Raw genomic sequence first — 14,004 nt, forward strand, 5'->3', positions numbered from 1 at the left:
CCGCCGCTGGATACGCTGGCGCGGTGAATCTGGACAGCAATCAGGCATCCATCCGCGAGGCCATCGACGCCGGCCTGCTCGCAGGCGCGGTCACCTTGGTCTGGCGCGCCGGACAGGTGCTGCAGGTCAACGAGCTCGGCTACCGCGACGTCGAGGCGCGCCTGCCGATGCAGCGCGACACGATCTTCCGGATCGCGTCGATGACCAAACCGGTCACGGTCGCCGCGGCGATGTCGCTGGTGGACGAGGGCAGGCTGGCGCTGACCGACCCGGTCACCAAGTGGCTGCCCGAGATGGAGCAGATGCGGGTGCTCGACACGCCCGGCGGGCCGCTGGACAAGACCCGTCCGGCGCGGCGCGCGATCACCGTCGAGGACCTGATGACGCACCGCAGCGGGCTGGCCTACTACTTCTCGGTGGTGGGTCCGCTGGCGCGCGCGTACTCGCGCATCTCGGTGAAGCAGGACCCCGACGGCTGGCTGGCCGAGATCGCGGAGCTCCCGCTGCAGCACCAACCCGGTGAGCGGATGACCTACAGCAACGCCACCGACGTGCTGGGCATAATCCTCGAGCGGATCGAAGGCAAGTCGCTGCACGACGTGCTCACCGAGCGAATCCTGGGTCCGTTGAACATGACCGACACCGGCTTCTACGTGCCGTCCCGCAACCGGGGCCGGGCCGCCACCATGTACAAGCTCACCGAGAACGACACGCTCAGCCACGACGCGATGGGCCCCACCCCGGTGTCGCCGCCCCCGTTCTGCATGGGCGGTGCGAACCTGTTCTCCACCGCCGACGACTATCTGGCCTTCGCCCGGATGCTGCTGGCCGGCGGCGAGATCGACGGTGTGCGAGTGCTTTCGGAGGAATCGGTGCGTTCGATACGCACCGACCGGCTGACCGATGAGCAGAAGCAGCATGACTTCCTCGGGATGCCGTTCTGGATCGGGCGCGGCTTCGGGCTGAACCTGTCGGTGGTCACCGATCCGGCACGGTCCCGGCAGCTGTACGGTCCCGGCGGGGCGGGCACCTTCAGCTGGCCGGGCGCCTACGGCACCTGGTGGCAGGCCGATCCCAGCGAGGATCTGATCCTGATCTACCTCATCCAGAACTTCCCCAACCTCAGCGCGGACGCCGCGGCCGCCGTCGCGGGCAACACCTCGCTGCTGAAACTGCAGTCGACGCAACCGAAATTCGTCCGTCGGACTTACCAAGCGCTCGACATCTGACGGCGGTCACTCGGCGCCCAGGCAGGGCGCTGACCACCGCAGCACCGTTCCCTCGCCGGCCGTGCTCTGCACTGTGAAACCACCACCCACATCCAGCGCGCGTGTCTGCAGGTTGTTCAGGCCACTACGGGTGATGTCGCCGGTGAAGCCCCTGCCGTTGTCGACGACCTCGATGGTCAGGTCCTCGCCCACCACGACGCTGATGTTCAGCGTCGTGGCGTCGGCATGGCGGACGGCGTTGCTGATTGCCTCGCGGACAACGGCTTCGGCGTGATCGGCGATCTCGGCGTCGACGATCGACAGCGGTCCCGTGTACTGGATCCTGATCCGCAACTGAGAGCTGGAGAACTGTGCGACGGCCTCATCCAGCCGCTGCCTCAGTCGAGTGGTGCCGGTTGCCGCGCCGTGAAGATCGAAGATCGTCGTGCGGATCTCCTGGATGACCTCCTGAAGATCGTCGACGCAGTCCAAAAGGCGTTGCCGCACTTCGGGAACGCGGGCCCGCGGAATCACCCCTTGCAGTGACAGGCCGACGGCGAAGATCCGCTGGATCACGTGGTCGTGCAGATCGCGGGCAATGCGGTCCCGGTCCGACAGGATGCTGAGTTCACGCATCTGGTGCTGTGCCGTCGCCGACCGCCATGCGAGCGCCGCCTGGTCCGCGAAGGCCGCCATCATGTCGAGTTCATCGTCGGTGAACGGTTGCGCATTCGGCGGGCGAAGCGCGACGAGCACACCCGCGACCGCGTCAGCGGCGCGCAGGGGAAGCACCAGCGCTGGGCCGGCGGCGTCCTTGTCAGAGCGCGCGTCGCCGAATCCATCGAGTCGTTCCGGCGCGCGCTCGACGAACGCCCGGCCGATCGAGGTGCCTTCCACCGGAATCCAATCCGGCACCGGTGCCGGGCCGTCCCCGGACGTCGCGGCCACGACGAGCTCGTCAACCTCGTCAGGCGGCGCCTCCGGGTCCGACGGCACGACGACGAACGTCAACTCCGCCCCGCTGAGCTCACGGGATTTGGCCGCCGCAAGGTGAAACACCCGGCCCGGATCGGTTCCGGCGAGCAGCTCCGTCCCGATATCCCGGGTGGCCACGATCCAGGCCTGGCGCGTCTTCGCCGACTCATACAGGCGCGCGTTGTCGATAGCGATGCCCGCCGCGTTGGCAAGCGCCTGGACCAGCACTTCGTCGTCTTCACTGAACGGCAGGCCACCCGCCTTCTCCGTCAGGTACAGGTTGCCGAACACTTTGTCGCGGATCCGCACCGGCACCCCGAGGAAAGTCCGCATCGGCGGATGGTGCGGGGGAAATCCGACGGAAGCGGCATGGTGGGCGATGTTGTCCAACCGGATCGGTTTGGGGTCGTCGATCAGGACCCCCAGCACGCCGCGGCCCTCGGGCAGGTGGCCGATCTTCTCGCGCTGCTCATCGTCGATGCCCGTGTAGACGAACTCGACCAGTTCGTGGCCGTGCCCGCGCACGCCCAGCGCCGCGTATCGGGCATCGACGAGGTCGGCGGCGGTGCGCACGATCTTGTTGAGGGTCTGATCGAGTTCCAGACCCGATGTCACCACCAGCATGGCCTCGACGAGACCGTCCATCCGGTCCCGCCCCTCGACGATCTGTTCGATGCGGTCCTGGACCTCGACGAGCAGTTCGCGCAGCCGCAGCTGGGACAGGGTCTCTCGCAGTGGCGCGATGCCAGTGTCCGTCCGCCCGTCGGTCTCATCGGTCACCACCCCATCGTCACATTTCTGACCGGAGCGTGAAGCGTTCCGGACACAATTTGACGGCCCCGACGACGTCGGACACGAGAGTAGAAAAACCGTGCACCCGTGATGCAGGGTCGAAGGTCCCCGCCGGCGGGGACCAATGCGCCTTGCGGTCTCGCCCGGCGTATTCGACCCTGAACCGGTGCGCACCCATTGGCTGATGGTGGAGGCCACCCGGCAGGACGACACCACCCCGTTCCGCACCCGGCTGGCGGGCGCGGGCAGGCACCTGCCGCCCACCCGCCTCACCACCGATGAGCTGATGGCGACGGCGCGGCATCACCCCCACATCGACCTCGAGCGGCTGACCGGCATCCACGAACGTCGCGTGTCCGTCGGCGACGAGGACTCGCTCAGCCTGGCGACCTCGGCGGCGGTGGACTGTCTCGACAAGGCTCAACGCGACGCCGGCTCCATCGATGTCGTGATCAACTGCAGCATCACCAAGTTCCGCGGCGGGTTGACGCAATGGCTGGAGCCGACGATGAGCGGCGCGGTGGCCCGTGCGATCGGCGCCGATGCCGCGATGACCTTCGACATCAACAACGCGTGCGCGGGCATGCTGACCGGTGTCACGGTCGCCAACAACTGGATTCGGCGCGGCGCCGTCGAACGTGTCCTGGTGGTCAGCGGCGAGTACATCTCCCAACTGGGCCGAAACGCCGCCCGCCACATCCACAACTTCATGAGCAAAGAGCTCGCATCGTTGACGCTGGGGGACGCGGGTGCGGCGCTGCTTCTCGAACGTGCCGCCGGCACCTCGGAGGGAATCTCGCTCGCCGGCTTCACGACGGTCGCGGACTACAGTCGGTTGTGCCTCGGCTATCCGAAAGGGGACGATCCCGGCGCCCGGATGTTCACCGACGCCCGCGGTATCCACCGGGCGGCGATGTCGAACACCCCACCGCTGTTGAGTGAAGTCCTGCAGACAGCGGGCATCGCCATGCACGACATCGATCACGTGATCACTCACCAGACCTCCGCGCGGGCCATCCGCAAAGGAATGGCCGAGGTCACCATGGCATTCGGCGAGGGACCAACACACGATGCGGTGATCACCGTCGACCGGTACGGCAACACCGCGTCGACCACACACACGGTGGCGCTCATCGAGGAACTGGAGGCCCGCCACATCCGGCCCGGCGAGACGATCGCCCTGATCGCGCTCGCCTCCGGCCTGGAGATCGGCGTGGTGCTGTTGACGTTGGACGAGACGCTGGTGGATCGGTATGGGCACGATCATTGAGAACGTCCACGTCACCCGCGGCGGGTGGCGACGACGGCACAGCGCGCTGCGTCTCGCCGACGCGGCGGCGAGAGGCTGCCTGCGCGGGGCGGGGCGAGATCCGCGCGACCTCGACCTTCTGGTCAACGCGGGTATCTACCGAGACCGCAACCTCGGGGAACCCGCCCTGGCGGCAATGATCCAGAAGGACATCGGAGCGAATCCGGAGGATCCGCACGGCAACGGCCACGGAACATTTTCCTTCGACGTCGCCAACGGAAGCTGCGGCGTCATCACCGCATTGCAGATCGTCGATGGATTCCTCGAGTCGCGCACCGTCGACAGCGCCCTGATCGTGGCCAGCGACGCCGACCCCGGCAGAAGACGCAGCGATCGCTTTCCGTATTCGCCTGTCGGAGCGGCGATGTCGTGCACATGGGCCGACGGTCACGACGGATTGGGCCGGGTGTACTGGGTCCGCAGGCCGGATGGCGGCGAAAGCTACAACGCCACAGCCGGACTCGTCGATCGTCGCAACGTGCTGCGGTTTCACGAGTCGGCGGATGTGGACAGTCGCTTCGCCGAGGCCGCCGCCGAGGCGGCCCGCCGGTGCCTTGGCGAAGAAGGCCTCGACGCAACGGATGTCGACGTGATCGTCGCCGCCCCCGCCCACGGGGAGTTCCGTGCGGCCCTCGCCGAGCGGCTCGGCATCGCGGTGGACACCGTCGTCGTCGCAGCCGATGCGAAGACCCATACCGCGTCGCTGGCCGCGGCGTTTCAACGGGGTACCGAGCCGCTTGGCGCCGGCGCTTGCGTCCTGCTTGTGGCCGCGGCCGCGGGGATCACGGCGGGCGCCGCGCTCTATCGGGTTCCGCGCTAGCCGCCGGCGGGCTCGAAATCGGTGGGCTGCCCCACCGTTCCGAAGAGCCGCTCCACGTCGGCGCGGGTGGGAACCTCGGTGCCGGGAGTCAGGAGCATGGCCGTGGCCGCGGCGATGCCGAACCGCACCGCCTCGCTCAGCGACCAGCCTCGACTCAGGCCGACCGTGATCCCGGCAACCATCGCATCGCCGGCGCCGACACTGCTGACCGGCCGAGCCGGAATCGCGCGGAATCGTTGGCTGTGCGCTGCGGTGACGAGCAGCGCTCCTTGTGAACCGAGCGACACGACGACCGCCTGGGTGATGCCCGCGTCGATGAGTTCCCGTGCGGCGGCCAACTGTTCGGCTTCGGTGCGCAGGTCGCGACCCACGTGCTCGCGCAGCTCTCGCAGGCTGGGTTTCAGCAGGAACACGCCGGTATGCATAGACGCGAGCGCATGTCCCGAGGTGTCCAGGATGAACAGGGCGCCGAGTTCGCGACTGACGTCGGCGACGCGCTGATAGAGATCGGGGGGCACCCCGGGCGGCAGGCTGCCGCTGGCCACGACGAACTCCGCACCGGCCGCGACCTTCCGCAGTTCGTCGAGGCACCGCGCTCGTTCGCTGATCGTCAGGTGCGGGCCCGGTAGGACGAATCGGTACTGCTCGTTGGTGTGGCGTTCGGTGACCGTGAAGCTCTCCCGGGTCGATTCGCCGATCTCGATGCGGCGATGTGGCACGCCGGCGTCCTTGATGAGCTGTGCCAGCAGGTCGCCGATGGGGCCGCCGACGGGAAATACCGCGGACACCGCCGCTCCGAGCACGTGCGCGACACGGGCCACGTTGATGCCGCCCCCGCCCGGGTCGTAACGCGCACTGCCGCAACGGATCTTCTCGGTCGGGCGTACCACGTCAGCTGACGTCGCGATGTCGAGCGCAGGGTTCATCGTCAGCGTGACGATCCGCGGCGTTGTCATGCGGCAGGGCTCCGTTCCTCGCGTACCTCGGCGCTGTTAGAGGCCGGTGGGATACGTCTCCGGCGTTTCCCCGGCCACCCAGAGGCTGGTGACCTCGAGCGGCTCGAGGGCGCGGGTGCGGTCGACGTGGATGATCGCGTCGAACTGTTCGGATGGGCGAACGTGGTAGTAGTGGCTCTGCCGTTCGGTTTCGGGCAGATAGATGACGCCGATGGCGCGGCCCAACCGGACGGTGTCCAGTGGTTCGGCCGCCGAGCGGTCGATCATCGCCGACACCAGGAAGTCCGGTTCCCCGGTCTCATGGAAGAGTTCTTCCACGCTGCCGTTCAGCGCGGGGCGCACCACTTTTCGCTCGGCGATCCCGCCCCATTCGCTGGCCGCGGTGACCGTGCCGGTGTAGGTGGTGAACCCGATCAACCGGCAGTCATCGCCGAACCGCTCACGCGCCAACTGGCCCAGGGTCAGCTGACCGTCACCGGTCACCTCGGTGGCCCGTGCGTCACCGACGTGAGAGTTGTGTGCCCAGACCACGATTCGCGCCGGTTCACGGCCGTTGTGACGGTCCAGATGGGCCAGCAGCGCGTCCAACGTCTGGGCCATGTGTTGATCGCGCAGATTCCACGAGGTGACCCGGCCGCCGAACATCGTGCGGTAGTAGGCCTCCGCGTTGCGCACCGTCTGCGCGTTCTGCTTGGCGTAGAACGCCTCGTCTTCGGCGAGCAGTCCGTTGCGGCGTGCGTATTCGACCGCGTTGCGTTGCATTTCGATCAGCTGGTCCAACGCTTGTCTCTCGCAGGACTGGCCGGCGCCGAACGCCGCCGCGAAACCGTAGGCCTGGCCGTCGTCGGCCGAGACGTGGTCGAAGCACGCGTACCGGGCGCGCGCCCGCGCGGCCGCGCGGGGGTCGACCTTGTCGAGATAGGCGATCACCTCCTGCATCGACCGATGCAGGCTGTACAGGTCCAATCCGTAGAAGCCGGCCTGCTGATCGCCGTCCGAGCGACGCCGCTGATTGTGAGCGTGCAGCCAGGCCACGAAGTCTCGGACCACGACGTTGCGCCACATCCACGCGGGAAATCGCTCGAAGCCACGAAGCGCTTCCTCCGCCGAGGTGTCGTCGCCCAGCCCCCGCACGTAGCGGTTGACGCGGTACGCGTCGGGCCAATCCGCCTCGGCCGCCACCGCGCAGAAGCCCTTCTTCTCGATCAGCCACTTGGTGATCTCGGCGCGCGCTTCGTAGAACTCGTGGGTGCCGTGCGAACTCTCGCCGATCAGGACCACCCGCGCATCGCCGACGATCTCCTCGAGCGCTTCCGTCGGCGGCAGCCCGCCAGGGGCCCGCACCGCGGCGGCGCGGATGATTTCGGCCGGCGAGAGCCGTGTCTCGATCCCGGAGACCACCACTTCCGTGGTGGGGGTGGCGAGGAGGTCGCGCACTTCCTGATCGCTGACCTGACGGAAGTCCCAGTACCATTCGCCCACCGCGCGGAACGGGGTGGGCATCGTCGCGCAGACGGCGTCGTCGACCATTCCGGCGAATTGCCGGCACGTCGACTCCGGCGCCGCCGGAACCGCGACCACGATCTCCTTCGGGTTGCGTTCCCGCAGCGCCTGTACCGCGGCGAGCATGCTCGAACCGGTCGCAAGGCCGTCGTCGACCAGGATCACCGTCTTGCCGGCCACCTCCAGCGGCGGTCGGCCACCCCGGTAGACGGCCTCGCGGCGGATCAGTTCTCGCCCTTCACGTTCGGCGACATCACGCAGCTGCTCGGGCGTGACGCGCAACGCCCGCACCACGTCGTCGTTGACGACGACATGCCCGCCGCTGGCCAGCGCGCCCATCGCGAACTCTTCGTGGCCGGGCGCGCCCAGCTTGCGCACGATGAACGCATCCAGCGGGACACCGAGCGCCGCCGCCACCTCCCAGGCCACGGGAACCCCACCGCGGGCCAACCCCAGCACCACAACGTCCTCACGACCCCGGTAGGCGCTGAGCAGTTCGGCCAGGACCCGGCCCGCTTCGCGGCGGTCACGGAACACCCGGCCGGGCGCGTTGCGCAACGATTCGGTTGTTCGAGCCATCGTCGTCCCTCACCTAACTCGATGTGATGCGGCGGTCCCGGGGTCAACCTGATACCCCGGGACCAACCCGATCGATTGCTACTTGGCCTCGACCGCGATGCGCTTCTCTTCCGGCTCGACTGCCTTGGCAACCGGAACCGACACGGTGAGGATGCCCTTGTCGTAGGTGGCCTTGATGCCGTCCTCGTCGGCGCCTGGCGGCAGCATCACCGATCGCATGAACGAGCCATAGGAGAACTCAGAGCGTCCGTTGGTCTTCTGCTCGGAGCGCTCGGCCTTGATGGTCAGCACGCCGTCGCGCACGGTGATGTCGACGTTTTTGTCGGGATCGACACCGGGAATCTCGGCGCGAAGCTCGTAGCTGTCCTCTTTCTGTTCGTCCTCGACGCGGATGATGTGGGTGCCGAGCGCGGGACGCAGGTTCGCCCACGACGGGAAACCCTCGAATAACTCGGCCAGGTCCGGCCAGAAGGACCGCGGACGTTGCTGGGCGGGAAGTTTGCTCATGAGTGGCTCCTTTGCGACGTCGGTGTGACTTCCACGGTTCCATCCCATCACCGCGCCGGCACCGCCCGGTAGGGACGGAAGTCCCGGTCCACCAGGGTCCTTCGTCGCCGGGCCGCCGAACTCACGACAAGCTGTCCGGCTCGGCGCCGAAGACGAAACGGCGTCCGGTCACGCTCAACGGGCGGATGCGCACGTAATGGCGCTTCACCGTTGCCGTCCAGGGCAGTAGCTGCGCGTGCTGGGCCTCCGCGAGCTCTTCGTCGGTACGAAGGATGCGTGCCGAGCCCTTCACGATCACACTCCAGCCCTCGGTCAGGTCGTGCCCGTCGGCCTCGAACAACACGCGGTTGTTGATCGCCGCACTGACCAGCTTCGTGCCTTCGGCCGTGCGGAACAGGATCGTCCGGCGCTGGGTAACGAAGTTGACCGGAAAGATCTCCGGTTGGCCGTCGACGCTGGTGACCAGCCGACCGAGGGAAACGCTCGACAACAGGTTCCAGCAGTCGGACTCCGAAAGGACGGACATGGGTTCACGCTGTTCGGCCATGACCGGGAGAGTACGCGGGACGGTTGGCCGGCAAAGCGGCCGAAGGTCCCGAACCGCGGGCCATATCGGTGACTTCCGGCCCTGTTCGAACGGCGGCCTGCACGCCAGGGTTGACCCATGGCTGGCAACACACTGCGAAAGGCGGCGCGGCTCGCGGCGGTCGGGACGCTGCTCTACGCGGCGCGCCGGTACTACCGGAACTGGGGCACCACCAAGGAGGAGTACCGACGGTGGCTGCCGGGAGACGAGTTGATGTACCGGCCGTCCGTCTGGTCCACGACGGGGGTGTGGATCGACGCACCGGTTTCGGCTGTTTGGCCGTGGCTGCTTCAGATCGGCCACCGGAGCGCCGAGAGAATCGATCCGGAATGGCAGCGGCTGGAGCCGGGCGACGTGGTGCGCCTGACCCCGAAGGGCTGGCTGGGTCTGCGCAACGGGCTCACCATGACCGTTGCTCAGGTCGTCGACGACGAAGCCGTGGTGCTGCGCGGCAGGCCTCCGGGTTTCCCGTGGGAAGCCGTCTGGACGTTTCATGTCGAGCCCCGCTGGGAGGACCGCTGCCGCCTGCTGGCCCGCACGCGCGCGCAGCTTCACCATCCCGGCGACCTGCTGCTCACCGAGTTGGCCGGACCGATCACGGCACTGTTCATGCGGCGCACCTTGCTGACAATCAAACGGCGGGCGCAGGATTCGTTGAAGGCTGCCGAGTTGGAACGGGCGGTGTGAGAACCCGGCTTGAGCGCTAAGAGCGGCTGGGAAACCGGATGGTGCTGCCAGGGGCCAGGTGTTCGACCCGGCCGCGGCATTCGATCATCACCGGCGGCACGTCTCGCGGGCCGACGCTGACCTCCGCGCCCTTGCCGCTGACACGTACGTAGAGGTGGTGGCCGCGGTAGTGGAGCGGAAAGCCTAGTGCGCCAAGGGACTCCGGCCAATTGGGCGCGAGGACCAGGCGGTCGTTGCGGGTCTCCAGCCCGGTGAAACACCGCTGCACGAGGTCGACGCTGCCTGCCATGGCGGCCAGATGGATTCCCTCGGAAGTGGTGCCGCCCTGAATGTCGGCGACATCGGACTTGAGCACCTGCTCGAAGAACTCCATCGCGTGGTCGCGATTCGCCCGAGCCAACACCCAGGTGTGGACGAGGGCGCTGAGGGTCGAGCCGTGCGACGTACGGCTGAGGTAGTAGTCGACCATCTTCGGGATCTGTTGCGGGTTCAAGCGGTAGCCGAGCCGGGTCAGCAACTGACGCAGTTCGTCAGAGGACAAGAGATACAGCAGCATCAACGCGTCAGCCTGCTTGGACGCCTTGTAGCGGTTGACGTCGTCCTCCTCGGCCTCCAGGATCCGGTCCAGCCGTCGAATGTCGCCGTACCGCTTGCGGTACAGGTCCCAGTCCAGTTCGTCCAGTTCCTCGTACCCCTCGAACTGGCTGATGATGCCGTCGTGAAACGGAACGAACATCCGTCGGCTGACATGCTCCCAGCGCTTCAGTTCCTCGGTGGTCAGCGCGAGCTTTTCGCGCAGGTCCAACCGGTTCGGCAGTGGCAGATGCTCGAGCGCCTCGATGGCCCGCAGGATGACCCACACGGCCATCACGTTCGTGTACGCGTTGTTGTCGATGCCGTCATACGGACGGTCCGGATAACCGGAGTGGAACTCGTCGGGTCCGATGATGCCGAAGATGCCGAAGCGGTCGCGCTTCTCGTCGTATGTCGTTCTGCTGACCCAGAATCGGGCTATCTCCACCAGCAACTCGCTGCCGTGGTCGATCAGGCAGGCCAGGTCACCGGTGACCTGGTAGTACTGCCACACGTTGTATGCGATCGCGATACCGATGTGGTGCGCGCGGTGGCTGGCATCCGGATTCCACCGCCCCGACCGGGGGTTCAGATGCATGGCCTGGCTTTCCTCGCGACCGTCGCCGCCGGATTGCCACGGGAACATCGCACCGGCGTAACCGGCCAGCCTGGCGGCGCGGCGGGCTTCCTGCAGCCGACGATGGCGGTAGTGGAGCAACGCTCGGGTGATCGTCGGATACCGCAGGTTGAGCACCGGGAAGATGAACAGCTCGTCCCAGAACACATGGCCGCGGTAGGCCTCACCGTGCAGTCCGCGCGCCGGTACGCCGACGTCGAGGTCCTCGCTGTGAGGCGAGACGGTCTGCAGCAGGTGCAGCAGATGCAGTCGCAGGATGCGTAACTCGTCGAGGTGATCCTCGAATTCGATCGAGAGGCGCTCCCACACGTGGGCCCACGCGAGCACGTGCGCATCTCGTATCGTCGCGAACCGCTCCTGGCGTTCCAGCCTCCGTTCGGCCCCGGTGGCCGGCTCCGCCGTGGCGGTGTCGCGTCCGGTCACCAGGCTGACGATCTTCTCCACCGTCAGCTCCTGGCCCGGTTTGAGGTCGGTAAAGATCTCGTGCCCGATCTCGAGCCCCTCGTCGACGAGCCGGTACGTCGCGGGGGCCCGCCTCTCGCCGTGCCAAACCGTGGTCCTGGCGGTCAATGCCACCGCGACGTGCGACTGGGTCGTCTCGACGCGCATCAGCACCGAATCCTCCGACAGGCCACGCTTGCTCGGCGCGGTGAGATGCGTGCTGGCCAGCCCGCGATATCGCTCCACCCCCGCGTTGCGGACGTTCCCGTCGATCGTCGACCGAAGCTGTATCGTCCCCGACCAATCCTCGGCGACGATGACGCTCTGCAACGCGGCGACGTGGGCGGCGTGCATGGCCACGAACCGATGCTGGGTCAGCCGCGTGGTCCGGCCGGCGTCGTCGCGGAAGCGCACCTCACGGGTCAGCACCGCTTCGCGCAGGTTGAGCGTTTGGCGATACGACAGCAGGTCGACGCTGTCGATGTCGAACCAGTCGCCGTCGTCGATGCGGAACGTCAGCGGCAGCCAGTTGGGCAGGTTCACGAGGCTCTCGTTGTCGATTCTGGTGCCACCGACGAGATCATCGAGACGGTTGTACACGCCTGCGGCGTAGGTGGCCGGGTAGTGCACCTGCCCGGCTTTCGACTCCGGGGCGGCACCGCGGGTGGCGAAATAGCCGTTGCCGACCGTGCACAAGGCCTCCCGAAGCTTTTCGGCATGGGGTTCGTAGCTGTCGAACGTGTACGTCCAGGCTTCGTCGAAGCTGCGCTGTGCGTAAGCCAGCCAGTTCCCGCCGTGCTGCAGGAAGCGGCGCACCTCTGCGGCGCCGTCGAGCCTGAACTGGGCGGCGGACGGGCGGTCGCCGTCCCCCTCGTGTCGCACCACGATCCCGATGCCGTCGAATCGCAGCGCGTCGAATGCGTCCTCGTCGGTGGGGTCGTCGCCAAGATAGATCGGCACCACCCGACCGGGTTGGTTGATCCGCTCGCAGATCCAGGCGATCGCTGCGCCCTTGTCCCAGTCGATGTTTGGCCGCAACTCCGCGATCTCGGGGCCGTGGGCCACCCGAAGGCCATGCTGGCGGGCGCATCGACGGGTCGCTGCGACGACGCCGGTCACTTGCTCCGGTGCCACGTCGTGGTGGTGCACCGCGACCGAGAAGCGCTTGTGCTCGACGCGCACGCCGGGGTTGCCGTTGAATTCCGCGCGCAGTTCGGCGGCGACCTTCGCCAACACAGGCATGGCCGCGGCCGCCGCGTCGTTCTGGTACCGGTTGCCATCGGGGCCGGCCAACTCGAAGCCCAGGCTGCCCGCGTACCAGACTCCGGGGATGTCGACTCGTTCGCGGATGTCGTCCAGGTCGCGATCGGTCACGATGGCGACCGGGCAGTGCGCAGCCAACTTCACCAGCGCCTCGGCCGCTCCGTCGACCAGGGTTGCGGTGTCGGGATCGGTGACGATGTCGGACAACGTGCCGTCGAAGTCGAGGCAGACGATCGGCCGCCGGCCGCTCAGGACACCGATCAGCTGGCCGTAGGAATCCAATGCGATGGGCAGCCTCGAGATGCGCGTGTCCCCGTCGCGCACCTCGACTTCCGCCAGGTCGGCGACCACGGCGTCCGCTTCCAATCCCAGCAGCCCGTCGGCGTCCCCGTCCCTGTCAACGGCGACGACCAGGTCGAATCCGCCCGCTCGGGCCGCCCGCACTCCGGCCTCGGCGTGATCGACAACAACGGTGCGCGCGGCCTCGGCGCCGACCCGCCGCGTTGCCTCCAGGAGCATGGCGGGGTCGGGCTTGCCCGCAAGCCCGAGCTCGTCGGCGAGCACGCCGTCGACGCGGACGGTGAACAGGTCGCTCAGTCCGGCCGACGCGAGGACTTCTTCGCAGTTGCGGCTGGACGAACAGATCGCGGTCTTGACCCCGGCCGCCGACAGTTGTCGCACTAGCCTGATCGTCGAATCGAACACGCGCACACCGGCGTCGAGCTGGCCGGGCAGGGTTCGCTCTTTGCGGTGCACGAGTCCCCACACCGTGTCGCCGTCCGCGTCGGAGCGGCTGCCTTCGGGCAGCGAGATGCCGCGTGACGCCAGAAAATCGGTGACGCCCTCAAGACGTGGCTTACCGTCGATGAGGCGGCGGTACTCGTCGTCGGTGAACGGCGAGTGGTCCTCGTAATCGCTTGCCGGTCGCCGGGCCAGAAAGTCGTCCAGCACGGTCTTCCATGCCGCGGCATGCGTCGACGCGGCGTCGGTGACCACACTGTCGAGATCGAAGATGACCGCGTCGTGCCGACGCGGGTCGATGATCACCGGCATGTTCATCCAGGTGCCGTCCTCTCGGTGTCCCTGCGACGAGGTTGCGGAACAGTCCGAGCGACCGGCAAGGGTCCTTGGACCACCGCCCAGGTGACCAATGTCCTCCGGCCAGTGG

10 protein-coding genes are annotated in these 14,004 nt (G+C 67.5%); 4 read left to right on the forward strand and 6 right to left on the reverse strand.

From position 1 onward, the window contains the following. Positions 1–23: 23 nt before the first annotated feature. Positions 24–1,229, forward strand: coding sequence for a serine hydrolase domain-containing protein (locus G6N28_RS25630; RefSeq protein ID WP_163905296.1), 1,206 nt, complete (start codon positions 24–26; stop codon positions 1,227–1,229). A 6-nt stretch (positions 1,230–1,235) separates the two neighbouring features. Here G6N28_RS25630 and G6N28_RS25635 read toward each other — a convergent pair whose 3' ends face one another. Next, positions 1,236–2,963 carry a GAF domain-containing sensor histidine kinase gene (locus tag G6N28_RS25635; RefSeq protein ID WP_235674694.1) on the reverse strand — a complete coding sequence of 576 codons (1,728 nt, stop codon included), beginning with the start codon at positions 2,961–2,963 and terminating at the stop codon, positions 1,236–1,238. 196 nt (positions 2,964–3,159) lie between these two features. On the opposite strand from G6N28_RS25635, the gene G6N28_RS25640 reads away from it, so the two are divergent. After that, positions 3,160–4,245, forward strand: a complete 1,086-nt coding sequence (locus G6N28_RS25640; protein ID WP_163906620.1) for a 3-oxoacyl-ACP synthase III family protein — start codon at positions 3,160–3,162, stop codon at positions 4,243–4,245. Beyond that, a complete protein-coding gene (locus tag G6N28_RS25645; protein WP_163905297.1) occupies positions 4,229–5,104 on the forward strand; it encodes a 3-oxoacyl-[acyl-carrier-protein] synthase III C-terminal domain-containing protein in 876 nt (291 codons plus the stop codon). The genes G6N28_RS25640 and G6N28_RS25645 overlap by 17 nt, the downstream gene beginning before the upstream one ends. Here the strand turns inward: G6N28_RS25645 and G6N28_RS25650 are convergent. The 4 genes from G6N28_RS25650 to G6N28_RS25665 all read right to left on the reverse strand — a co-directional run bounded on the left by G6N28_RS25650 (position 5,101) and on the right by G6N28_RS25665 (position 9,196). Further along, positions 5,101–6,060, reverse strand: a complete 960-nt coding sequence (locus tag G6N28_RS25650) for a 1-phosphofructokinase family hexose kinase (RefSeq protein WP_163905300.1) — start codon at positions 6,058–6,060, stop codon at positions 5,101–5,103. The two genes, G6N28_RS25645 and G6N28_RS25650, sit on opposite strands and share 4 nt — an antisense overlap. A gap of 36 nt (positions 6,061–6,096) precedes the next feature. Further along, positions 6,097–8,142, reverse strand: coding sequence for an erythromycin esterase family protein (locus G6N28_RS25655; RefSeq protein WP_163905302.1), 2,046 nt, complete (start codon positions 8,140–8,142; stop codon positions 6,097–6,099). Positions 8,143–8,220: 78 nt separating this feature from the next. Next, entirely contained in the window at positions 8,221–8,649 is a 429-nt protein-coding gene (locus G6N28_RS25660) for an Hsp20/alpha crystallin family protein (RefSeq protein WP_163905304.1), read from the reverse strand. A 121-nt stretch (positions 8,650–8,770) separates the two neighbouring features. Further along, the gene (locus G6N28_RS25665) at positions 8,771–9,196 is read right to left on the reverse strand and encodes a pyridoxamine 5'-phosphate oxidase family protein (RefSeq protein ID WP_163905306.1); all 426 of its coding nucleotides are present in this window, start codon (positions 9,194–9,196) and stop codon (positions 8,771–8,773) included. Between the two features lie 117 nt (positions 9,197–9,313). On the opposite strand from G6N28_RS25665, the gene G6N28_RS25670 reads away from it, so the two are divergent. Then, positions 9,314–9,922: an SRPBCC family protein gene (locus G6N28_RS25670; protein ID WP_163905308.1), complete on the forward strand. Its 609-nt coding sequence runs from the start codon at positions 9,314–9,316 to the stop codon at positions 9,920–9,922. A 16-nt stretch (positions 9,923–9,938) separates the two neighbouring features. Here the strand turns inward: G6N28_RS25670 and otsB are convergent, their stop codons facing one another. Continuing rightward, positions 9,939–13,895: a trehalose-phosphatase gene (otsB, locus tag G6N28_RS25675; protein ID WP_163905310.1), complete on the reverse strand. Its 3,957-nt coding sequence runs from the start codon at positions 13,893–13,895 to the stop codon at positions 9,939–9,941. Positions 13,896–14,004: the final 109 nt, after the last annotated feature.

It is taken from the genome of Mycolicibacterium pulveris (genome assembly GCF_010725725.1).
In the GTDB taxonomy this organism is placed as follows: Bacteria; Actinomycetota; Actinomycetes; order Mycobacteriales; family Mycobacteriaceae; genus Mycobacterium; species Mycobacterium pulveris.